Raw genomic sequence first — 23,598 nt, forward strand, 5'->3', positions numbered from 1 at the left:
CTAGCGCCCTAGCCTTTCACGGTATTCCGATGGCGTACAGCCTGCGTACTTCTTGAAAAAAGTCGTGAAATAATTCGCGTCGCCTATTCCGACCGACAAAGCGATTTCGTACAATTTCCGCTCCTGGTCGGCGAGCAACTCCTTCGCCTTCTCCACCCGGGTTGCCGTAATGTACTCTTTGATCGTTTGTCCCCTTTGCTTCTTGAAGAACGAGCATAAGTAAGTCTCGCTCAAGTTCACGTGATCCGCGATCGCTTGAATCGCGAAATTACGGTCATGGAAGTGAGCGTGGATATATCGAATGATTTCCCGAAGCTTGCCGGAGCCCGCGCGGGATTCGCCCTCTTCTCTTAAAAACGGCGCTAGGAACGAGAGAACGTAGTTCTCCAGCCCTTTCAGATCGGGAATGCGGTCTATCTCCTTCCAGATGTACCTGCTCTCGCCCGCTTCATCGTTATCCGTCAGCCCTTGCTGCAATGCGACTTCAAGAAGAATGAGCAGAAATTGAAAATATACGTCCTTGACGCGGATAATGTCCAGATCCCTGCATTTCCGCGCTCTAGCGGATAAATCATGGACGTGCCGGGTAGCCTGGACGACATCCCCTTTGCGGATCGCTTCCCGGAATTGCTTAAGCTCCTCCCAGTCCGTCTCCAACGGTTCGTGCCCGCCTAACTCGGAAGCGAACGTGATTCCGCCTCGTTCCTTGTAAAATTCCAAATTGCCCGCTTCGAAAGCCGAACGATAGGACTCCGGGATTTCCGCGAGATGGCGGGCCGCGTTGCCGACGCCTAGCTTGAAAGCAATGCGGCTATCCAAATATCGCTGAAGCATGCCGTGCAATCGGTCTAATCTTTGTTTGCCTTCGCCGTAACTCGATCCGAATTTGCCCGGCATGATCAAGACGAGCCAGCTCTGCGAATCGAATCCGCCGATCATGTTCCATTCCCGAGCCGTCGGATCATTTCCTAACCGTTCCAACAGCTCGTCTTGAACGGTCTTCACATCCTTCGCATAGAGAACCGGATTCCAGAACACCGGCGCGACCGCCACCGTATAAGGACCTTCGACCGGAAGCAAAAAAGTCCCGCGATTGCCAAGCGCGGGCAGAACGTGCGGGGACGAAGGATCCGTGATCAGCTTGCGGACCATCTCGCGCCGCAGAATGGGAATGTTGGCATCGTATGCGGATTGGAGCCGAATCTCTTCCGCCTTCTTGGCGGCCTCGGCTTGCTGCGCGCGTACGGCCTGTCCGACCGCGTCCATAAGGACGTCGGGACGAATCGGTTTTTCAATGAATTGGAACGCCTGCAGTTGAATCGCCGAGAACAAATATTCCTTGTCGGAGAAGCCGCTCAGGAAAATCAGCTTGGCGTCCAAGTCCGTTTGACGCAGACGCTTCGCGAATTCGATGCCGTCCATCTTCGGCATTCGGATATCGCACAGAATGATATCCGGATGCCACTCGCCGACTCTCTCCAGAGCCGCGAACCCGTTCTTGGCGGATTCCACTTCATCTAGCCCTAACGTATCCCAAGGAATACGATGATGAAGAAATTCTCTCGTGCGCACTTCATCGTCCACGATGAGAAGCTTCAAGGCGACAACCTCCCCCCGGCTTATACGGATTCCTGAATAAACCGATTCCACTTGCGCTGCCATTGCACGTCGTTCCAGAACGGATGGTGCGGAGCGCAATTCGAACAGAGAATCATGCCCCAGAATCCTAGCTTCATGCCTTTGCGAATCGCGTATTCCGCGATGAACTTGCCGACCGGTCCTTCTTCGAATCCGGCGTACAGCGGCGTATAACCGACGTAGCCTTCGCCGATCACGATCGGCAGATCGGATTTCTTAGCCCATTCATGGATTTCGTCGAATCGGAAATCCGTCTTTTGCAGCATCGCGATTTTATGCGCCGCATAGCGATCGTACAAATACAAATCCCATTTGTCCGGATCCGCCCAGTCGTGCAAATAGATCAGCTTCATTCCTACCGGATTGCCTCTCATTCTCCACTCCTGCCCTTCCGGCAAAGTCCAAGTTTCGAACGGGGGCGCATCGTCGCGGAGTAAAGCTTGAACCGCTTGATTAGGGAACGGAACGGTGTCGTCGTCAAGGCCCGTCGTATCCATCAACTCTTGCAGCACGCCTTTAATATAAAGATGGAAATGCGCTACCTGCATATTGTCGGCGACATAAGCTTTCGGATAGGCTTCGTTCACCGTGTAGCTGGTCGTCATCAGAATGTCGGGATGGTTGAGTTTGAGGAACTCGACGGCTTCTTCCAGATAAGGCTTCATCACTTCGATCTGGCCCGCCGTATCCGTGAACGGAATTCCTTGATCCTGGCCCACCTTCGTCAGTTGACCGAATTCCACTTCGTTATGGAGCTCGGCATAAGCGATTTGTTCCCCGTATCCCTCTTCTTTTACGTAACGGATAAGCTGGTTCATGGAATGGGCCAGCGCCATGAATCTTTCTTTCGCGGGGATAGCCGCGAGCTCGTCCCACAATTCCGGAGTAGCCAAGAAGCTCGGACTTTGTTGATACTCCCAAGAAGAGAGAATGATATAGCAGCCGTGCGCCTTCGCTTGCTTGAACAGCTCCAACAGATGCACATGTCCGTCGAGCGTCGCGCCTCCTTGGCAATTGTACCAACGGGTGCGTTGGCCGACCTGCCCGAGGTTGCCGAACTTTAACGGTCCCGGACGTTTGCCCTCGGAAGTAAACAGCATATATGGCATCGCGCAGATGCGTATCGAATTGTATCCGCGGTCTACGGCTTCTTGGAATCGGGCGCCCAAGTCGTGATACGGCTCTCCCGGCATCGTCATCGTGTACCAAGAGAAATCCCACATCGTGATGGTCAGTTTTTTCGGTAATCTAGCTAACAAAGGGTTCGTCATTTCGTTCACTCCTGTTGTTTGTTTTTTCCGAATTAACACTAGCCAGTCGTGTTAATCCTCAGCTTTGGCGTGTTTTTGCCGAATTAACAATAACCAGTCGTGTTAATCCGCAGCTGTGGTGTGCTTTCGCCGAATTAACAATAACCAGTCGTGTTAATCCGTAGCTGTGGCGTGTTTTTGCCGAATTAATACTAGCCAGTCGTGTTAATTCGGAGCTGTGGCGTGTTTTTGCCGAATTATTTCCGGTTAGGTTAAGCCGGGACAAAATAGAAACGGGACGGAGAGGGTATTTCTCCCCACTCCACCCGCACCTACGGTTCGTTATTTAAATTTTCTGGACAGAGCGCACGTATACTGAGAAACCGCGTCGATACGATGGAAGCCGGCGATCTCCACGCCTTCGAACCGTTCGACGAACGCCTGATTGACGAACGTGTGCACCGTTCCCTTGCGCAGCGGAGTAATCGCTAGGTTGATCGTTTTCCCTTCCAGATCTTCCTTGAACAATTTCAAGCCGATCGGCCAAGGTTTGCCGTAATGAATATGGTCCGTCAGCAATCGATTGTCCAGGTATGCCCCGGCTACGTCTCCGTCATACTCGATCTGCAGGAATACGTCCGATACTTGCTCCGGCCAATTCGTGTCTACTTGCACTAACGCGTTGCGGTCTGACGGCTTCTCGATCCGCAGTTCGGCTTCATAAGCGGCAACCGACAAGGCATACGTACGGAAAAGCCCTTCCTGCCGCTCTCCCGCTTCTCCTTGATCGGACTGCAGCGACAAGTTGCTTGTCGGGTACACAGATACGGTCCAGCTATTGCGACCCGACGATGTCGTGATCAATCTCTCGTCCTTGGCGTACAACGAACTGGAGCTGATCAACAGCCTTTCTTCTCCCCATACGCGAAGCTTGTAGGTTTGCAATGCCTCTTCGCGGGACAGCACCAAGATGGACACGTTACGTCCGTCTTTCAATTCCACGTTGACGCTATGCTGTTTACCGACTCCCGGAGTCACGACGATCAAGCGGTCGTCTTGTTCGACGGAGCCTCCGTCCGCTTGGATGGCGGCAATGCCTTGCCGATCAAGAATGAGCTCCGGCGCGAGCGCGTCATGGGCATAGAACACGAGTACGGACGAACCGTCACCGGACAGCTTGGTTAGCGGCTGAACGGTAGCGGATACGATGCGAACTCCTTCCAACTCGACATGGAAAGGCAAGACGGCGCTGAACCCGCTCTTCAGCATCAAAGTCCCTTGGTGCGGGAAAGACGCTTGTCCGCGCGACGTCTTCAGCTCCAGCCGCACGTTATCCCGATCCGGCATCTCGACGTGATCCTGGAAATTGTTCAGGAACACGAACCCGGATCCGTCCTTCTGGCGAATGCACCAGCGAAGAGATTCCACGTCCTCCGGAGCGATGGAGGTTTGCCCTTCGGGCAGCACCGTTCCCATCGGCGCAATGAGCTCTCCGAAAGCTTCCATGAACAAAGATAATGATCTGATTCTATCGTAAGATTCGCCGATTCTGCCGAACTCGCCGAGCGGCGATTGATAATCGTAAGTAATCTTAGGCAGCCCGTACTCATTCAGGTAAGTATGCTTGCCTTCGGCATTCGAGCCTCCATGATACATGTAATAGCCGAGCAGATTGCTTCCGCTTGCCAGCTTGACGAGCGTCATCGCTTCCACGCTCTCCGGGCTTACGTAAGGACGGGCCGTATAACTGACCTGCATGCCTCCGGCCATCTCGCAATAAGCGACCGGATACTCCAGCGAATCATAGTTAACCTCTTCAACCGGATTCGCGTGCAAGTCGCGGAAAATGTATTCGCCGCTTGGAGGCTGGTTCGGAATCCATGGCGTGTACGCATACCCCGCCAGCATAGGCAGCATATCGTTCTCGCTAACCGCCGCTCCGCCCCAAGCCGTCGCGGAGAAGAACGCAGGCTTAATGCCCGCTTCCTCCGCCAGACGGCGCAATTCGGCTAAATGCGCATTTCCCTCTTTGCCCTTGGACATGAACACGCCCGACTTATATCCCCATGCATCGAGCGGAGCTCCGCAATGCATGTACTCGTTCTCCAATTGCACTCCGATGACGGGGCCGCCTTCTTGGAAGAGCGAACCCTTCACTTGCTTGGCGATCTCCCGGTACAAGCGGCGGGCGTAGAACAAGTAAAGCTCATCGTTGGACCTGATTTCGAGAGGTTTGCGGAAAACCCAATCCGGGATGCCTCCGTTGCGGACTTCCCCATGGCAGAAAGGCCCGATTCTTAGAATCAACGGAATTTCGTGTTTGGCGCACAGATCGACGAAATGCTTCAAATTGCGGTTGCCGCCCCACTCGAACGCGCCTTCCTCTTCCTCGTGGTAAATCCAGAAGATATAGGTGGCGACGATATTCACGCCGCCCGCCTTCATTTTCAACAACTCTTCCTCCCAATAGAGGTAGGAGAACCGGGAGAAGTGGAATTCGCCGACTACCGGAATGTTCGGAATCCCGTTGCGCTCCATATAGAAGTTCGTAAATCCGAAGCTTTGCCCTTTAGGGTTAACCCCTTTGTTGCCGGACAGCTTCCCTGGCGTAATGAGCTTGTCGGCGCTAGTTAACTCATAGACGATCTTAGACATATTCGAACTCCCCCTTATCCTTGTTGGCCGATCCAATCGAGATGAAGTTGCGCGCCCGGGTGGTTCCGATCCAGCTTAACGGCCCATTCCAACTGTTCTTTCGCTTCGTCTACCCGGTTCAAGCCAAGTAAACCCAGTCCCCGCATGTAGCGGCAGTGAATTTCGTTTCGTAAAGTCAAGTCGTCTTCGAATACGAGGAAGTCCGGCAGCGAAACCGCGAAGTAATCGATTTTAACCTCGTCGAACATATGCTTCTCCGCGTATTCGATCAGCTTGTTGAACCTGCGTTTCGATTGTTTGCCGTCCTTCAATTTGCTCCAAGCCAGCCCTTGGTAGAAAATCATTTCCGGCGGCTGATCGTTATAGTACATCGCGCTGGTCGGTTCCTCTAAACCCTGGGAAGCGACCTTGAACGCGCTCTCCGCTTGGTCAGCCAGCCCCAATCCTTCATAGGCGCAACCGAGGAAGTAGAAAATATTGTTCTCTTGCGCGCCGGTCAGCTTGCCTTCTCCGAGATTTTCCGGGTATGCCAGCGATTTAGTCAGGTTGTCTATCGCTTGTTGATAGTTCCCGTCTTGAATATTTTCCTTGGCCAGCTCGACATGAGCCAGCACGTATTGTCCGGTTGCTTTGCCTTCTCCGCCTTCCCAAGGATGGAAGTTCCGCGCGGCCAGCAATTGGATCGCTTCTTGGTGCAGATGCAGCCTGTTATGAAGAGCGACGTATTCCAAGTACAAGTCGTCTCTCGCTTGAACGAGTTCAATGCGTTGCTTCAACTTCGCAAGCCGTTCCTCGGGCTGAATTCCGATCTTCTTATAGAGCTGGTCAAGCTCGTAGAAAATGCGGGCATCCGACGGATCGCAAGCAGCGGCATGCTCTAACGCTTCCTTCGCCTGATCGGGCCGATTCAGCTTATTGAAATACGCCAGAGCCAAATTCCGGCTTACGACGGAGAAAGCGGGATTCAGCCCGCGGGATTGCTCCCAATGGCGAATCGCTTCGGAATGGCGTTTCTTATCGTACAGTAAGTTGCCTAAATAATAATGCGCTTTGGAATCTTCGCCGTTCGCCTCGATCGCGTAGTTCAAGACGATCAGATCGAACAAGGAGTTCGGGAAGCAATAATCCGATTTCGCATCCGAGCCTTTGCGAAGCTGGGCGAGAGAAGCTTCCGAATCGCCGAGCTGTCCGTATAGATAAGCTAGCGCGTAGTGAACCATCGGATAGGTCGTCGCCCCTGCGTTGCCGGCAATGAACTCAAGAACCTCGGCTGCTTCATTATGCAAACCGGCATTCGCGTAATCTTCGGCCAATGACAAGTAATTGTGGGCCTCATCGCGCATTAGGGCAACAAAGCTGCTATTAGCGGCTTTCGCATCCGTTTTATCGCCGGATTGATCCAACAATAACTTCCATTCGTAATTGGCGCCGAAATCCGCGATATCCAGCTTGATCGTTTCCTTCGTCCAAGCTTTAGCCTCATCCAGCTTACCGAGCTTGCGCAGCAACGCGGACTTCAGGTCGCGAGCTTTATAGTTGCGGCTGTTGCGGATTAACGACCGTTCGATAAGCTCAAGCGCTTCTTCATAGGAGCCGTTGCCTGCCGCGATTTGGGCGAGCGAGAAGTATCCGCTGTCCTGCCATGCCGCAGACCATACCGACTTGTAGAACGCCGTGAACGCTTCATCCGTTCTGCCTTGAAGCTTTAACGACAAGCCCAGCTGATAATAAGCTTCGCTATCGTACGGGTTCGGATTTTTCCACGTCAAGCTCTTCACCGCGGTACGGAAATGCCGCTCGCTCCGTTCGAACAGCCCTCTGCGCAGCAACAACGTACCGTAAGCCACATTGATTCGGATATCCTCCGGATCGCGCTTCAGCCCTTCCAAATAGTAAGCGTCCGGCTCGAACGTCGCGTGACGGTACTGTTCCAGATGAAGCCCCGCCAAGTAAAGCTGCTCGTTCGTTTGGAGCTTCGCAGGCTCCGGCAGCGGTTTGGCCGCGTCCGGCACTTGCTCGATCTCCGGCTTCTTAGGCTGATAGCCGATCAGTTTCCGTCCGCTTGCATCCCTAACGGTCAGAATCAGTTCGTGCTCCGATTCGCCGGCTTCCAAATTCACTTCCGTACGGTAAGTTACGGTCGGCGATAGATTAGCGACTTCGTTCACGTACGTTTTAGCGGCGCCCTTCAGTTCAACGATCAGACCTTCGTTTACCGACGTGGCGTAAACTTGAACGTGCGCTTTCCCCTGTTCGGCATCGACTTCTAAATTCACGGCTATATCGATCGTCGCGTTTTTCACGACTCCAACGTCCTTGTAGGGCATGAAATACTGCTTGAACGATTTCTCCTCGTATGGTTGAAGCCATGTGAAATCAGGTTGGTTATCGGTATAGACGCCCGTCATCAACTCGATGTACGGTCCGTCTTCGTCCGTCAAGTTCCGGTCCCACGCTTGTCCGAATTCCCCGTTCCCCCACGTCCATTGCTTCTTGCCCGGAGAAATATGATGGTTGGCGACATGCAGCAAACCGGCTTTCACCGAATGATCGTATCCGCCGACGAAATTGTAATCCGATTTGTAAGCCATGTAGGAAGTCGGTACCGGAATATTCTTGTAACGGGAGATGTCGACGCCTTCCGAATAATCCATCTTATAATAAGTTCCGGTAGCGATCGGGAATCTCGACACGTCGCGTTTGCCGTGGTCGAACACGGCCATGACGTCCGGCGGGAACACCGATTGCGTATGATCGTTAACCGCCACCGCGGGATTGGCCCACCACAGGAACGTTTGCGGCTCCGGCGTGCGGTTGTACAGTTGAGCGTGAATTTCCAAATACGCTTTGTCCGGGTATAACGTGAAACCGGCCGTCACTTTGGTGCCGTACATCCGGTCGATTTCGCTCACCCATACGGTAGCGCTGCCATCGTCTTTTTGCTCCAGCTTGTATTCCACCGGGCCATAAGTATTCGGACGATGATGCTGCGGCCAGTTGAACTCGATTCCTCCGGAAATCCAAGGTCCCGCTAACCCGACGAGCGCAGGCTTAATGACGCGATTATAATACACGAATTCGTATTGATTGGTTTTGTCTTGCGCCCGGTAAATGCGCCCGCCCAGCTCCGGCATAATCTCGATGCGCAAGTAATCGTTCTCGAGGATGACCATCCGGTAGGCTTTCATTGTTTTCTCGTCTTCGATTTTATCGATGACGGGATGAGGATACACTTTGCCCGTACTTCCTTGATAGACGCGCTTCTCCAGGAACATCGGATTTTTGTCCGGCTTGCCGGCTTCGTAAGTCGGAATTTCGACGGTTTCTTCCCATACGCGGGATTGTCCATTGGCGTTGGCCACTGATATTCACTCCAGCCTGTTCAGATTTACTCTATACGTAAACCTTACAAGAGAACGGACTGGCTAACAATTCACGATTCCCTGTTTATGATGGACGATATTCTGATCTAGAGGTACAATGAGGGCAACCTTTCAGGAAAGCGGGATTCGGAAAATGGAAAAAAAAGCGGACGGTTTTCAAGCGGAGAAAATGTTCATTATGCCTCAGTATCTCGTGGACGAAGTATTGAACGAGCCGCTCGTTCGCCCCTTTTACTTGACGGATATCGGCTACTACCCGCGGCCTTCCATCATTACAGAGAAAGGCCTCACGGCTGCGATTCCTATATTTTTATTTTTTGCGTAAGCGGCGAAGGCTGGGTGACTAACGGTACGGATAACGCGTACCGGGTAACCGAACGGACGTTAGCGATCCTACCGGCCGATACGCCTCACGCTTACGGTGCGGACGATAACGATCCATGGAGTATTTACTGGTTTCACGTGCGCGGAGAGCACGTTGGGGATTACTTGAAAGCGATCGGTCTGTCGGAAGGCAGCTTAACGCTTTCCCCTCGCGACGCGGAGAAATTCTCGGAACTCTTCCATCAATGCCACGACGTTCTGACCGCTAAATCCTATTCGATTCCGCATCACCTGCATGTCTCCCAAACCGTCAAATATTATCTTAGCCTCATCGGCCTTATTCCCGGGCGCAAGGAAGAAGAGCGCAAGCAGCAGGTTATCGACCACTCGGTCCAATTCATGAGAACTAAGCTCGATCAGACGCTGACGCTGGAACAGCTCGTCTCCCATGCGCAAATTTCCAAGCAGCATCTTAATTACTTGTTCAAATCCTCGACCGGATATGCTCCGATCGACTATTACCATCGGTTGAAAATGCAAAGAGCCGGACAGCTGCTCGACTTAACCGATTTAACCATTAAGGAGATTTGCCACTCGCTCGGCTTTGCGGATCCCTATTATTTCTCCCGAATGTTCAAGAAAATCATCGGCATCTCGCCTTCCGAATATCGCAGCAATCCGAAAGGGTGACGACGGTTCAAGCGCTTTTGTTCCATTGGACGGACCTTCGTTTCCAGCGAAGCAGGAACAACGCGCTTCGAAACGACTCGTCCAGGATCAAAGCGCACATCACGCCCACGAGGCCGAACCCCGCGCTAATGCCGAATACGTAAGTTCCTCCGGATACCAAAGTCCACATTCCGATCACGGTTATGATCGCCACGTATTTGGCTTCTCCGATAATATTGAGCGAATTGGACGCGCAAAATCCGACCACGCGCAGAGGCTGCCACACGATGCACATAGCAAGAATCGGCAACGATAGATCGATGATGCTCGGATCGGAAGTAAACAATCGCATGATCGGCGTCCCTAACAAGAAGATCAAGGCCGATACGGCTAGACTGAGCAAGATTCCCGGCCGGATCGCTTGTCCGAGGCTCCGGTCCACCTCCTTCAGTCTGCCCGCTCCGAAGAACTGCCCGACTCGAATTTGCAATCCGCCCCCGATCGCCGCGGCGATCATCCACGTAAATTGCTGAATCGTCTGGATGTACGTATAGGAAGCTAACGTCGTCGTCCCCATGCGTGAGATAAGCGCCAATACGATAATTTGCGAATATCCCCAGGATACCGCCGTGAAGGTGACCGGCAGCCCAACCTGCAAAACCTCCTTCAATAGGGGGATTTCAAGCTTAAACCATTCGCGCAACCGCCAAAAAGGAAGGAACGTTCTCCACAGGAGCCACGCCGATAAGAGCAAAGCCGCGAACCGGCTTATCATGCTGGATAATGCCGCTCCTTGAATTCCCATCTCGGGGAACCCCCAAGCGCCGAAGATCAGCACGTAATTAAGCAACAGATGCAGCACGTTCATTCCGATCGTAATATACATGGGTCCCTGCGTATTTCCCGTGCTGCGGACGACCGCATTGATGACGAAATGCAACAGCACGATGACCGTCATGGAACCGACGAACGTTAAATAAGGACTTGCGTAGCCGACGACATCTTCCGGCGTGTTCATGTATCGAAGGACGGTCGACGTCCCGAAGAAGAACAACAGGCTTCCGACGATTCCCATTAGCAGGTTCGCTTGAATGCCGAGAACCGCCGTCTTACGCGCGTCCTCTCTCAGCCCTCCTCCCCATTTCCGGGCAACGACGACACTGATTCCCGCATTGATTAAGGCAAATACCGTTAGCGCGGACTGTATGACTTGGTTGGAAACCCCGACCGCGGACACCGCTTCGTCGCCGATCCGGCTAACCATGACCGTGTCGACGGCCCCCATAAGAAACTGCAGCAGCAGCTCGATTCCGATCGGCCAAGACAAGTGCCAAAGCGATAATTTATTTTCCTGTTCCATGGACTGACTTCTCAAGCTGACCGACTCTCCCCATCTTGTCATCCGGATGCTATTGGTTAAGACAACATTTCATGCTAAGCTACCATGATAGTGGGAATTATCGGATTCGTCTCATTGTTTCTTGCGCTCTATTTATCCAATATTGTCATTCTAGGGGGATCGGTCATGAGAAAAGCATTATACGAGAACACCCAACTGGCGGACGCCGCCTTCCCGATGAACGTATTCCACACTCCTTTTCAAGACCATCAATTTCTGACGTTGCATTGGCATGAGCATTTCGAGTTTATCCTGATCGAACAAGGAGAAGCGACCATTCAGATCGGGGAACAATCATACGAGGGCAGAGCCGGGGATCTGTTCGCTATCAATAGCGGAGAGCTTCATGCCGTCTATCATCCCAAGAACGGGTTTACTTTGTTCGCCGTCGTATTCCACCCTTCCCTTATCGGGCTCAAAACGTCCGATTTCATTGATCTCCGCTGGCGCAACCGCATCGATCTCGGCCAAGAACACGGCAAGCTTATTCATCAAGCCTTGCTGGGGCTGATCGAAGAATTCCAACGTAAAAAAAGCGGCTACGAGCAGGCCATAGTCGCGTTCGCGCAATTGCTGTTTACTTGGTGCCGCCGATGGTACAAGACGAAGGACGAATCGGACAATCAACTGCTGGGCGTTCAACGGAAGGCTACCCGATTCAAGGAGCTCATAGCATACGTCGAACAGCACTATACGGACAAAATCACGGTAACGCAAGCCGCTTCTTTCGTGCATTTAAGTCCTTATCACTTCTGTAAAGCGTTCAAGAAAATGACGGGAATCACCTTCGTCCATTTCGTTAACTTGTATCGGATCCACGAAGCCGAACGCCTGCTGCTGAATACGAGCCTGTCCGTCTCGGAGATCGCCGACCGGATCGGTTGCGGGAGCATTAACGGCTTCTCCAAGCTGTTCAAGCAGATCAAGGGCTTCTCGCCTAAACATGCCCGTTCTTTGAAAATCCATCCTCTAGACAATGCCCCTCGCGATTGAACTTTCGTATTTCCCGGTAAGGTCGGAACACCTACTTTCCGTTCAGACCGCAAGCGGATGCCTAGTCGAGTTCCTATCGGGCGACTCAAACGGACAACGGTTACGACCTCAACGATGAAGTATCGCTTCGTTCGGAAGCTGACGATCGACGGCATCGAAATCTCGGCTTACGCCGACCCCGATAGCGTCTATTTCGGCCCAATCTATACTTCAGGTGGTTAAGTGAACTATCTTTAAGTTACCATACTGGGCGGAATGTACCCGGTTTACCTTTGGAGAAAGTATTAATCAAATCTTGCATATCTGTACGAAGAGATCGAATTTTCTCATCCCCTAGAACTTTTCCCCAACTGTTCTCAATTGACGAAAAGATCCTTTCCGTTGCCTGGATACATTGCCATCCTCGTTCCGTTAATACGATCCATTTCCCTCTCCGATCGGATGGATGCGGTTTCCTGACTACATAGCCATGCTTTTCCAAATAATCAATCGTTAGGCTAGCTGCTTGTTTGGTAATCCCTAAATGCTCCGCTATTTCATTACCTGTCGCGCCGCCGTGTGAAATCTTCTGAAAGATAAATCCATGGGAAGGTCTCACATCATCAAACCCGATCTTCGCTAATTCATTATGTAACTCCTCCACCGCTAAGCGAAATGCGGTTGCAAAGAGAATCGTAAGCTCGTATCCCATAGACTCTTCTTCTGCCATTGACTTTTATTTCCCCCTATCCAGGTCAATCCTAGCAAGCTCTTTCCGTATCATTCATTTTACCACGATTCCATCGCTCGGCTAAGCCCCTAGCCCAATCCTTCGGCACGATGCAGAAGGATTGGGCTATTGAGGGAAGGATATGGGACTGGATCACGATTCGCTATTTATTGATTTGGCAGACCGGCTGCTGATGAAGTTCGGCACCGATTTGACGGAGCAACGACGCTGTGTCGAATAGTGCCCAGTGTTCAGCGATTCTACCGTTCTCAATCCGATATTCACGGTATAGATTAACATCAATCCGTTGATGGGAAGCTGCTGTCCCTCTAAAATCGCCTTCATGGGTTCCAGTCATTCTTAGCCTTACAACCATTCGATCATCTTGCACGACGATGCTCTCCACAGTGGAAACTTGATCCGGAAACGCGGTATGCAGGATGCCAGCCATATTCGCGAGTCCATCTTTATTGCTCGGCACGTAAGCATGGTCCACGTAATCTTCCGTTAGATATTGATCCTTACATTCGAGATTGCCTTCGTTCCAAAATTTCCGGATAAACGTACGTACTAGCTCAATATTTTGTTCGATGCTCAATTTAAGCCCTCCACCCGAGATATATAGTCAAGTAAATTGACTTGTTTCTCATTATAACATCAGCGTTATTATAGTCAAGTGAATTGACTATAATGCCGAGTGAAAGTTCCTCCGATAACGCTTCTCGGCGGAACTTGCCGCTGGGATTGGGTCAAACGCGCAAAAGCCCGCACCCGAATGGATTGCAAGCTTGTGAGCAGACCTAAAGAAAAGTCCGACATTCATTGCCTGATTAACTGATGCGCGGCTTTCCGGCAAACAGCTTGATCAATTGGCCGCGCCCTTTCACCGACAGCTTGCCATAGATCGAACTGACGTGCTTTTTTACCGTAATTTCGCTAACGAACAGTACTTTGGCAATTTCCTTGTTCGTCAGGCCGTCCAGCACGAGGGCAACGACTTCCCTCTCCCGCTCCGTTAGCTGGTCGTTCAGTTCGCCAAACAAGATCAGTTCGTCCGGAAGGCCGCCCCGCTTCAGTAAAAAGCGGAGAAACATCTCCAGTTTGTCTCCCCGGGTATCGAGCACGAACGTCGGGGTCGGCGTCTTGCCGTCGTAATGCCGGTGAACGACATCCGCCGCCGGCTGGAAGCCGAGATTCAGATGCGACATGCGGAAAAACTCCATCGGCGGCGGGGAGGCGAAGAAAAGGCCGCCCGAACACATATAAGAAAACATCAAATGCATCGCTTCGAGCACCATGTCTTGGTTTTGCCAATCGGCATAGTCGATCGTCCGGATGAACCACCCCGCCTGTCCAGGCGGCTCGACCTCGAGAAGCCGTCGCTCCGACGGCGTCAGCGAGAGTAAATACGGGCTTGCGAACGGATCGCGGCTTAAGGTAGGCATAGTGCCCTTATGAATCGGAACGATAACGGCCAGTCCGATCGCTTCCCCGTTCGCGGATCGAAGCAGCATCGCCGACTGCTGGTCGAGCTCGACCCAAGTGCGCAGCTCCAAATGCTTGATCGTCATCGTCATGTCTTCTTTGTCCACGAACTCCTCAAAGCGCTCCTCCGTTTCTGGGTCCATGCCGGATAACATCAAGTGAGTGGCCGCATCGAGCCTGCTGCGCAAATAGGCTTCCCCTTCTCCCAGATTCACTGGCGTCAGCGGCTCCCACGTATACCGCCCCCGGGAGTAGGATTGAAGCAAAGTTCGAATGAGCGGATTACCCGTGTAATAAAACAGCTCGCCGACTTCCCACTCCGTGTTCCGGTAAGGAGCGGCATCTCGGATACGCATGGCGTAGTAATGCGCCGCCCTGGCGCGCAGCCGTTCGTAAAAGGCCGGCATCCGCTCCTCAAGCTGCTTTCGTGTTGCCATTCGCATTAAATCGTGCAGCATCCAGCCGCGTTCCGTTTTACGGACGAAAGACAGGGATAGCAGTTGTCCGAACGTATCGTCGTCGATCTCCCGGTCCATGACCGCCTGTAGCACTTCCCTGTTCACATGCAACAAAACGGCTGCCGTCTCCACTGCTTTCCGCAGCGGATCGTCCGGTACTTCCCTTAGCCACGCCTTGGCCAATTGCTCGAACCATTCCGTCCAGTCCCCTGATCGTCCGTTCCAGTCCTCCTGCGGCAGGATGACGGAAGCAAGCGATAGCGCGAGCGGATGGCCGCCCGTTTTGCGCCAAACGGCATCGATCCGTTCTTCGTCCGCCATGCCGCATTGCCGCAAATAGGCTATGCTCTCCGGTTCGGACAACTGCTCCAACGGCATGAACAGGATGCGTTCCCTCAGCGCCGGGGAAAGAACCCATTTATCTTTCAGCCGGTAGCGGCCTGCCACGATCAACAGAATGCCGTCCGGCAGCCACCTGATAAACCGCTCCCGTAACCAACCATCGAGTTCGCCCATTTCCTCGTATGTGTCCAGCGCAATAACGACGTTTGTTTCCGCCGCCAATTGCTCCAAACGGGTGAAGCACGCATCCGTCGGATCGGAAAGCGGCGCATGACCGTCCCGCCCGCTCGGCATTTGCCGCAGCAGTTGCCGACATAGCAAGTCTCCTTTATGACTGAAATCGCGGCTGTCCAACTGCAGCATAATCGCGCCTACCCTTGCGGCCTGACGGCGAAACGCATCGAGCAGGAAACTTTTGCCGATTCCTGCAGTTCCGTATAAGCTCCATATCGTTTTTCCGTCTGCCCCATCGGACAAAAAGCGGCGAAACAGCGCAAGCTGTTCGACACGGCCCGCGATAAGCTGATCCTCTCTTCGATCGATCCTATTCATTGATTCCCTCCCGCCCCATGCGGCGGATTTATCCCTATCGTTGGGCACCTTTACCATTCCCCTTGATCGTGAACATGGCTTAATGTACTTGCCTTTGCCCGGATGCAATCCGAGGTTGGTTCAAATATGAAACCGGTTCTCCCTGAATAAAGCGATTCGCCGCACCCTCTCCGAAATCCTTTTTGTGGAAATCCTTATTCCATAAATTATATGAACTATTCGGGGACGATGAGGAAATTGCGCGTTCCGCCCGTCGAATAAGCCCTTAAATAGAAAAAGCCGCATGGGATGCGACTTCGAATAAAATATGATCTTACACAAAACATCAAATCGTCCGCGGAATCTAATCCATTTTCATTCCGCCATTCACGCTCATCGAGGTTCCTGTAATGAACCGGCTCTCCTCGCTGGCGAAAAACGCGATTGCGCCCGCAATGTCGTCCGGCACGCCCACCCGTTGCAGCGGAGTCATGGCGGCAATCTGCCGTTTGACCGTTTCCGGCGTTTCGCCTGACGCCTCCGTCTCGACCAGTCCAGGCGAGACTACGTTGGCCGTAACTCCATAAGGGGCACACTCCAGCGCTACATATTTGGAAAATGCGTCCAGAGCGGCTTTGGCCGAGCCGTGTGCGGCCATATAAGGAACGGGGACATCGGCCGCATTGCTGGAAATGTATATGATTCTCCCGTATTTCCGTTCGATCATTGCGGGTAACACGGCTTTCGTCAAAGTAAAGGCCGCCTTCATCTCATCGTTCAGCTTTTGGGCAAGCTCCTCCCACTGCATCGCCAGCAGCGGTTTCATGACGAAGGACATGTGCGCATTGTTCACCAGAATGTCGATGTCGCCCCATGTTTCGCGAATAGAAGCCATCGCCGCCCTCACTTGTTCGGGATCGCGCACGTCCGCTTGGGCTAGCGCAGCCTCTCCGCCGGCTTGTCGAATCCGGTCCACGACAGCCTGCGCCGAATCCGGCTGGCGAACATAATTCACGGCAACCTTGGCCCCACGCTGGGCGAGCGACAGCGCGGCAGCCGCTCCGATTCCGCGGCCGCCTCCCGATACGAATGCGACCTTTCCATCTAAACGATTCATCTTAATTCCTCCAATTAAATAGAATAGTATCCTGTCTAATCAAAGCTTCACATTGGCTTTAGGATCATTAATAGGATCAAAGCCGTTCCCAAAAGGGAAGCCGTATTGTACAGCCGGCTGGCTTTAGCCAGGAGGATCGAGCTGTCTGCCGCCGGATTGCGCTCCTGTTCCTCCGCGCCCAACGCCTGAACGAGCCGATTCAGTAAAGGGCTCATCATGGCCACCACGACCACCTGAATGAGCACGTACAACACCAGAGAGCCGACAATCCACAAATCCGAAAAATTCCAGTCCGACAGCGCAACGAGCAGGATACCCGAAACGACAGCAACGGTGCCTCCGATTTTGGGAAAATAGTTTAGCAGGCTGAACAGCGACAACGACGCGAGCAGTTGATCCCGCCGCTGCTTTCTGCGCAGCAAAATATGACCGAAATACGTCGGTCCGATTCCAAGCACCGCCGACAGCACATGAATCGTCACAAGCCATACCATCGCAACGTCCACCTCAATTCTCATCTTTTCTTTCCTATCCGATCTGTCATTCAATTTACCATGGCGGCTTAGCGTCCGATATTATACGATGGTATAGTTTTACATAAAATGAGTATCCATCCCCCCCTACCAATGCCTATAAAATAGCAAAAGCAGCAGCCCCGGAATAAAATCCTTTGGCTGCTGCTGTTTTTATCATCTAATGTTACCCGTTAGGCGGATGACGACTCGCGGTCTCATCTTTTTAAATTCATAGTTTTTGTTTTGTCGTTCCAAGATGTATCAAAACCGTAAAAGTCCGCCAATGCGCTAACGGGGACATAAACAGTCTTGTTAATTATTGCCGGAGCTGCCTTTAAGGTAATTTTCTCCCCATTAGTTTCAGCAGTTTTACTACCTATTTTAAGTTGTAAGTTTAGATCACCATACTCCAATCTTATTCTTTTTGTTGCGTTGTTATATATAAGCTGTGAATTCATGTCCTCTAGTGGTTTAGATATAAAATTAAATATTGGACGGATAGGAACTAACACGTCACCATTTTTCATAACCGGAGGTTGAGAAAAACCAACGGGTTTTCCATTAATATTTACACGGATAGATGGTTGCGCAGATGGCTTGCTATCAACGACATGTACTATCATTGTGACTCTTCTGCTCGTATTTTTACTTTCAACTAAATAATAATATCCGGTAGCGGAGAATCTATAATTAAGTTTTTCGCTGGGATCATCTCCTTCCCCGTTCCAAAGATGTTCAGAATCATCAATCCCTGTAAATTCATATAAATCAGAATAACCATCCGCCAATACGCCATTTTTCACGGCTTTTGGGTTGAAGTTTGACGAACTCACTTTATAGAACTGAAGAATAGCCGATCCTTGGTCCGAGCCGTATAAAGAAAAATCCGAACCTTTAGGAACCGTATATAACGTAATTTTATTCGACATGGTTGACTGTGAGGTGAGATCACTAAATGCGTATGTAGAGAATCCGCCATGTAAAGGACCGGACGGAGAGGCACTTGCTGCAACTGTAGTAGATAATAATAGAATAAGTGCAAAGAATAAACTTAGATAGGCACGCGTAACCTTCAAACCTGTTTCCCCCCGAAGTATAAATTTATAAAGCTTTATAGAGTAGTCTAAAGTTCTGTATGGCCCCCCACATCAGTCAATTTATACACAATGGCGATAATTGTCAAGATGCGTCTGTACTATCAGAAAAGGGAATACAGCCAGAAGAAAGACTGGATTTTCGCTAGCAGAGCCTTGGCGATTTCCAGTCTTTTGGGTGGCAGTAATTTTTGCGCGGATAGTTATTTAGGTGGTTGGACAGGAATTATTATTGGGTTAACCCCCGTTGCCGCTGAGCCTCGAATAGCAGCACCGTTGCCGCCATAGCTACATTGAGCGACTCCGCTCGGCCAGTCATCGGTATAATTACATTCGCATCCACGAATGTAGAGACTTGCTCGGACATCCCGTTGCCTTCGTTGCCGAATACGAGCCAGACGTTGCGATTGCTGAAATCATAATCATAGCAAGAGTGCGCGGCTTGGAGGCTTGTCCCTACGATGGATACGCCTTGCGCCGCTGCTTCCGGCAATAGCGCGTTTAGCTCCGCTTCAAGCACGGGAACGTGAAACATCGCCCCCATCGTTGCCCTGATCGTCTTCGGGTTGTACAAGTCCGCCGTGCCTTTGCCTAGAACAACCGCAGTCGCTCCGCTTGCGGCTGCGCTTCTTACGATCGTGCCCACGTTGCCGGGATCCTGCACGCCATCCAGCACGGCGACTAATCCGCTAGAGTCGCCGAACAGAAGCTCCGCGCTGGGTGGACGCTTCAGCGCAATCGCGAAGATCGGCTGCGGCGTTCCCGTGTCGCTGCACTTCCCGATCACTTCCGGGGATACCGGAAACCACGCCGTTCCGCCGCTTCCCCGATGCTCTTCATTTATGTATTCCTCGAAAGCCTCCAATACGCCGGAGCCTTCGTCGAACGCTACGGCTTCGAGCGGCCATCCCGCTTCCAGAGCTTCCTTGACCAGGTGGACGCCCTCGAGCAGAAATTTTCCTTCGCGTTGCCGATATTTACGCTCCAACAGCTTCGCCCACTCTTTTACCCGCGGGTTGGAAGCCGAGCTGATATACCCCTCAAGGTTCCGCATAGGCTTGCTCCAGTTTCGTTAATAGTTCGTTCTTGCCTACGATGACAAGAATATCGTCGTTGACCAGGGACTCGTCGGCCCGCGGAGTAATATTCATTTCGCCGTTCCGTTTCACCGCTAACACGTTGCAATTATATTTATGGCGAATATCAAGCTGCTTCAGGTTCTTGCCGATCATCGAGGAAGGAATTTTCATCTCGACGATGCTATAATCGGCCGACAACTCAATATGTTCGAGAATGTTCGGCGAGATCAGATGGTGGGCTACGCGCAGCCCCATATCCCTTTCGGGGAATACGACTTTGTCCGCTCCGATCTTGTTAAGCACTTTGCCGTGCAGCTCGTTCTGCGCTTTGACGATAATATACGGGACGCCAAGGTCTTTCAGGATCAAGGTCGTCAAAATGCTCGATTGGATGTCTTGTCCGATCGCCACGACGACGACGTCGAAATTGCGGATGCCGAGCGCGCTCATCGCCTCTTCATCCGTCGAGTCCGCGGTTACCGCGTGAGTAACGGCATGAGCGACATCCTGTACGCGTTGCGCGTTATCGTCGACAGCCAGCACCTCATAACCAAGCTGGGCTAAATAGATCGCCACGCTCGATCCGAAACGGCCAAGACCGATAATCGCGAATTGCTTCTTGCCATGGGGTTTTCTTGCCACTGAATCTTGCCTCCTCACGATCGTTCCCGATGGGCTCATTATAACACATTCCTTACCCGGCATAACCGTCGTCCCGTTAGGGAAATCTACACGGGAAGTTCCCCCTTAAGGAGGCACATCCGTGGAATTAGACTTAAGACAGGCCATTGTTCAGCGGGTACAAGGCAAGGATATCGACGACTTAACGGATATCATCGAAAGCTCCATAGGCGGAGAAGAGATGGCCTTGCCCGGTCTAGGCGTTCTATTCGAGATGATATGGAACAACAGCACGCCCGCGGCGCGCAAAAAGATGGTTGAGGTTCTCCATAAGCATCTGGGTAAGCTGCAAACTTAAACGAAATCCTTCGTGGCATGGACGACAACTCCGCCAACGATGGTCGAATGGACAAGCGGAATATCCCGCACTTTGCGCACGATGATCACGTCCGCTTGTTTGCCAAGCTCGATCGAGCCGATCGAATCGGCACGGCCTAATGTTTCGGCAGGATTAAGGGAAGCCATGTTGACCGCTTGATGAAGCGGAACTCCCTCCGTTTCCAGCTTAAAGATGGAATGAAGCAACGAGGCCGGATGATAATCCGAGCATAAAATGTCGGCAGCGCCCGCCCGAATCGCTTCAACCGCCTTCAGATTACCGTCGTGGGAGCCGCCGCGCACGATATTGGGCGCGCCGACGCATACTCCCATCCCTTGCCCGAAAGCATATTTTGCCGTATCCAAGCTCAGAGGAAATTCGGACACCGTAGCCCCGAATTCAAGCGAACGATTGACGGACTCTTCGCTATCGTCGTCGTGCGAAGCGACGGCGATACCGCGTCCGCGCGCTTGAGCGGTTAATTCCTTAAGCTTGTTCCAATCCACTCGGCTTCTTCTTTCCTGCAGCTCCTCGACGATTACGTCTACTTCGTCCAAGGTTACTCCCTGATTCTTCATGACATACCGTTGGAAAGCACCCGAACGATGATATTGGCCTTGTCCTGGCGCATGATCCATAAGAGATAAATAATCGAGCAATCCGTCGTTCATCAGCCTTTGCGCCAACGCGAATCCGGTCAAATGCGAAACCTCGTAGCGCAAATGAACGCCATGGCGAATCATAGCCCGCTCCTTGCGCATGCTGGCGATCAGTCCGATCATCTCCGCGACGAGATGTTCTCCGCGCAAGCTTAAGCCAACCCCGAGCGACAGAGAATGCAACATCGTCGTGATCCCGTGTCCCGCCAGCTTCCGTTCGAATTGCAAGAAAGCCATTTCCATTGGAAACAAGGTATTCGGTCTCGGCTCCACTTCTTTCTCTATCGCGTCGCAATGAATATCGATTAAGCCAGGCAATACCCAAGCCCCTTCGGCATCGATCGCTTCATCGAAATTTTCCTCGTTTGTTCCCTCATGCTTAGACGAGATCGACGTAATGACGCCGTCCTGTATCGCGACATCTCCTTGGCTAACGCCATCAGGGCGAACGATGAACCCGCCCTTGATTATCAAACGGTTGCCCATGAACAATCCGCCCTCTTCCGATAAAGTTTCTTCCCATTTTATCAGTTCCATCGCCTTTCATACAACAAAACCCGCCGCCAGCTTGGGCGACGGGCTTATCACATGCGCGATTAAGGAGCGACTTCCAAAAACTGAAGATCCGGCATGCGTTCCATCGCGGTTCTCATTGCGTATTCGTTCTCGAAAAGCGCGACGTCGACGTTGTTCTTGTCTTTCACCAAGATCGAGTTGATACGGAACTTGGACGGATCGACTTTGTCCCCGACGATCCAACGGGCGAACTGGAATTGCGTCCGGAACAATTGGATATCTACTCCGTATTCGTTCTTCATCCGGTATTCGAACACTTCGAATTGCAATTGGCCAACGACGCCGAGATAAGTATCCTCGAATGCCCCGACTGAACGGAATACTTGTACCATGCCTTCTTCCGTCAGCTGGTCTAGCCCTTTCAAATACTGTTTCTGTTTGAGCGCGTTCTTGATCGACACTTTGGAGAAAATTTCCGGCGAGAACGTCGGCAGCTCATCGAATACGATATCCCGCCCTTCGCTCAAGCTATCGCCAATTCGGAAAATACCCGGATCGAACAAGCCGATAATATCCCCCGGATATGCCGTCTCGACGATATCACGGTCCTGAGCTAGAAATTGCTGCGGCTGGGACAGCTTGATTTCTTTACCGACGCGCACATGACGGACGCTCATGCCCCGTTGGAATTTACCCGAGCAAATCCGCAGGAACGCGATGCGGTCGCGATGCGCAGGATTCATATTCGCTTGGATTTTGAAAATATAGCCGGAGAACTTCTCTTCGTCCGGATCGACTGTGCCTTCCGTTGTCTTGCGTTCCGTAGGCTGCGGAGCCAGCTCCAAGAAATTCTCAAGGAACGTCTGCACGCCGAAGTTATTCACCGCGCTTCCGAAGAAAACCGGCGTCAATTGGCCCGTGCGCACTTTCTCGTAATCGAAGGAATCTCCCGCGACGTCAAGCAGCTCGAGATCTTGTGCCAGTTGCTCGGCAAGATAGTCGCCGGCCATCTCGCGGATAATCGGATCGTTGTAATCATCCGTCTTGCGGACTTCGATCTCGGTATGGTCTTTGCCGTGGAACAGCTCTACTTGGTTTTTCATCCGGTCGTATACGCCGCACAGCTCGCGCCCCATGCCGATCGGCCAGTTCATCGGTACCGAGCGGATGCCGAGCACGCGTTCGATTTCTTCGAGCAGCTCGAACGGATTTTGTCCTTCGCGGTCAAGCTTGTTTATAAACGTAAAGATCGGAATGCCCCTCTTGCTGCATACTTGGAACAGCTTGATCGTCTGCGCTTCGACGCCTTTGGCGACGTCGATAAGCATGACCGCGCTATCCGCGGCCGTTAACGTACGATACGTGTCTTCGCTGAAGTCTTGGTGACCCGGGGTATCCAGAATATTCACCTGTTTGCCTTGATACTGGAACTGCATGACCGACGAAGTAACCGAGATTCCCCGTTGCTTCTCGATTTCCATCCAGTCGCTCGTCGCGTGTCTCGCCGCTTTGCGCGCTTTGACGGACCCTGCGACGTGAATAGCTCCTCCATAGAGGAGCAGCTTCTCCGTTAAAGTCGTTTTCCCCGCATCGGGGTGAGAAATTATAGCGAAAGTACGGCGCTTCTCAACCTCTTGCCGTAATTGTTCTGTCGTCTTTTGGCTCATCCGTTTGAGTTTCCCTTCACGATAAAATAACAGCTTCCATTATACCATAAGAAAATCGCTCAAGGATATTTCGGGACGACCGGAAATCAAAAAGCTCCGCCTTTCCACGCAGGAA

19 protein-coding genes are annotated in these 23,598 nt (G+C 52.1%); 4 read left to right on the forward strand and 15 right to left on the reverse strand.

Annotated features, from left to right (window positions below):
* The 4 genes from FPL14_RS07075 to FPL14_RS07090 form a co-directional block, all read right to left on the reverse strand.
* Entirely contained in the window at window positions 1-1,599 is a 1,599-nt protein-coding gene (locus FPL14_RS07075) for a response regulator (RefSeq protein ID WP_182302347.1), read from the reverse strand.
* Window positions 1,600-1,619: 20 nt separating this feature from the next.
* Window positions 1,620-2,909, reverse strand: a complete 1,290-nt coding sequence (locus tag FPL14_RS07080) for a cellulase-like family protein (RefSeq protein WP_182302348.1) — start codon at window positions 2,907-2,909, stop codon at window positions 1,620-1,622.
* Between the two features lie 321 nt (window positions 2,910-3,230).
* Window positions 3,231-5,543, reverse strand: a complete 2,313-nt coding sequence (locus FPL14_RS07085; protein ID WP_182302349.1) for a beta-galactosidase — start codon at window positions 5,541-5,543, stop codon at window positions 3,231-3,233.
* Window positions 5,544-5,557: 14 nt separating this feature from the next.
* Window positions 5,558-8,911: a DUF5107 domain-containing protein gene (locus FPL14_RS07090; RefSeq protein WP_407644664.1), complete on the reverse strand. Its 3,354-nt coding sequence runs from the start codon at window positions 8,909-8,911 to the stop codon at window positions 5,558-5,560.
* A 148-nt stretch (window positions 8,912-9,059) separates the two neighbouring features.
* Here FPL14_RS07090 and FPL14_RS29800 point away from each other — a divergent pair, with 148 nt between their 5' ends.
* Both FPL14_RS29800 and FPL14_RS07095 read left to right on the forward strand, forming a co-directional pair.
* Entirely contained in the window at window positions 9,060-9,251 is a 192-nt protein-coding gene (locus FPL14_RS29800; protein WP_229263820.1) for a hypothetical protein, read from the forward strand.
* Entirely contained in the window at window positions 9,239-9,940 is a 702-nt protein-coding gene (locus FPL14_RS07095) for an AraC family transcriptional regulator (protein ID WP_229263949.1), read from the forward strand. The genes FPL14_RS29800 and FPL14_RS07095 overlap by 13 nt, the downstream gene beginning before the upstream one ends.
* 7 nt (window positions 9,941-9,947) lie before the next feature.
* Here the strand turns inward: FPL14_RS07095 and FPL14_RS07100 are convergent, their stop codons facing one another.
* A complete protein-coding gene (locus tag FPL14_RS07100) occupies window positions 9,948-11,294 on the reverse strand; it encodes an MATE family efflux transporter (protein WP_182302350.1) in 1,347 nt (448 codons plus the stop codon).
* Between the two features lie 150 nt (window positions 11,295-11,444).
* Between FPL14_RS07100 and FPL14_RS07105 the strand changes: the two genes are divergently transcribed.
* Window positions 11,445-12,311, forward strand: a complete 867-nt coding sequence (locus FPL14_RS07105; protein ID WP_182302351.1) for a helix-turn-helix transcriptional regulator — start codon at window positions 11,445-11,447, stop codon at window positions 12,309-12,311.
* Between the two features lie 238 nt (window positions 12,312-12,549).
* Here the strand turns inward: FPL14_RS07105 and FPL14_RS07110 are convergent, their stop codons facing one another.
* From FPL14_RS07110 to FPL14_RS07145, 8 genes are all read right to left on the reverse strand, one after another.
* Window positions 12,550-13,020, reverse strand: a complete 471-nt coding sequence (locus FPL14_RS07110; RefSeq protein ID WP_182302352.1) for a MarR family winged helix-turn-helix transcriptional regulator — start codon at window positions 13,018-13,020, stop codon at window positions 12,550-12,552.
* Between the two features lie 163 nt (window positions 13,021-13,183).
* Window positions 13,184-13,618: an ester cyclase gene (locus tag FPL14_RS07115; RefSeq protein ID WP_182302353.1), complete on the reverse strand. Its 435-nt coding sequence runs from the start codon at window positions 13,616-13,618 to the stop codon at window positions 13,184-13,186.
* A 232-nt stretch (window positions 13,619-13,850) separates the two neighbouring features.
* Window positions 13,851-15,857: a LuxR C-terminal-related transcriptional regulator gene (locus tag FPL14_RS30465; protein WP_324617881.1), complete on the reverse strand. Its 2,007-nt coding sequence runs from the start codon at window positions 15,855-15,857 to the stop codon at window positions 13,851-13,853.
* Between the two features lie 343 nt (window positions 15,858-16,200).
* Window positions 16,201-16,953: an SDR family NAD(P)-dependent oxidoreductase gene (locus FPL14_RS07125; protein WP_220471221.1), complete on the reverse strand. Its 753-nt coding sequence runs from the start codon at window positions 16,951-16,953 to the stop codon at window positions 16,201-16,203.
* A gap of 47 nt (window positions 16,954-17,000) precedes the next feature.
* On the reverse strand, window positions 17,001-17,471 hold the full coding sequence (locus FPL14_RS07130; protein WP_229263821.1) for a DUF2269 family protein: 471 nt from the start codon (window positions 17,469-17,471) through the stop codon (window positions 17,001-17,003).
* Between the two features lie 212 nt (window positions 17,472-17,683).
* Window positions 17,684-18,544: a copper amine oxidase N-terminal domain-containing protein gene (locus tag FPL14_RS07135; RefSeq protein ID WP_182302354.1), complete on the reverse strand. Its 861-nt coding sequence runs from the start codon at window positions 18,542-18,544 to the stop codon at window positions 17,684-17,686.
* 247 nt (window positions 18,545-18,791) lie between these two features.
* Window positions 18,792-19,616: a TrmH family RNA methyltransferase gene (locus tag FPL14_RS07140; protein WP_182302355.1), complete on the reverse strand. Its 825-nt coding sequence runs from the start codon at window positions 19,614-19,616 to the stop codon at window positions 18,792-18,794.
* Entirely contained in the window at window positions 19,603-20,283 is a 681-nt protein-coding gene (locus FPL14_RS07145; protein WP_229263822.1) for a potassium channel family protein, read from the reverse strand. Before FPL14_RS07145 ends, FPL14_RS07140 begins: the two co-directional genes overlap by 14 nt.
* Before the next feature lie 121 nt (window positions 20,284-20,404).
* Here FPL14_RS07145 and sspI point away from each other — a divergent pair, with 121 nt between their 5' ends.
* Window positions 20,405-20,620, forward strand: a complete 216-nt coding sequence (sspI, locus tag FPL14_RS07150) for a small acid-soluble spore protein SspI (RefSeq protein WP_182302357.1) — start codon at window positions 20,405-20,407, stop codon at window positions 20,618-20,620.
* Here the strand turns inward: sspI and FPL14_RS07155 are convergent.
* Both FPL14_RS07155 and FPL14_RS07160 read right to left on the reverse strand, forming a co-directional pair.
* Window positions 20,617-21,837, reverse strand: coding sequence for an alpha-D-ribose 1-methylphosphonate 5-triphosphate diphosphatase (locus FPL14_RS07155; protein WP_229263823.1), 1,221 nt, complete (start codon window positions 21,835-21,837; stop codon window positions 20,617-20,619). The two genes, sspI and FPL14_RS07155, sit on opposite strands and share 4 nt — an antisense overlap.
* A gap of 59 nt (window positions 21,838-21,896) precedes the next feature.
* Window positions 21,897-23,483 (reverse strand): peptide chain release factor 3, encoded by a 1,587-nt coding sequence (locus FPL14_RS07160; RefSeq protein ID WP_182302358.1) that lies wholly within the window; start codon window positions 23,481-23,483, stop codon window positions 21,897-21,899.
* Window positions 23,484-23,598: the final 115 nt, after the last annotated feature.

This window comes from Cohnella cholangitidis (assembly GCF_014107495.1).
Classification (GTDB): domain Bacteria; phylum Bacillota; class Bacilli; order Paenibacillales; family Paenibacillaceae; genus Cohnella; species Cohnella cholangitidis.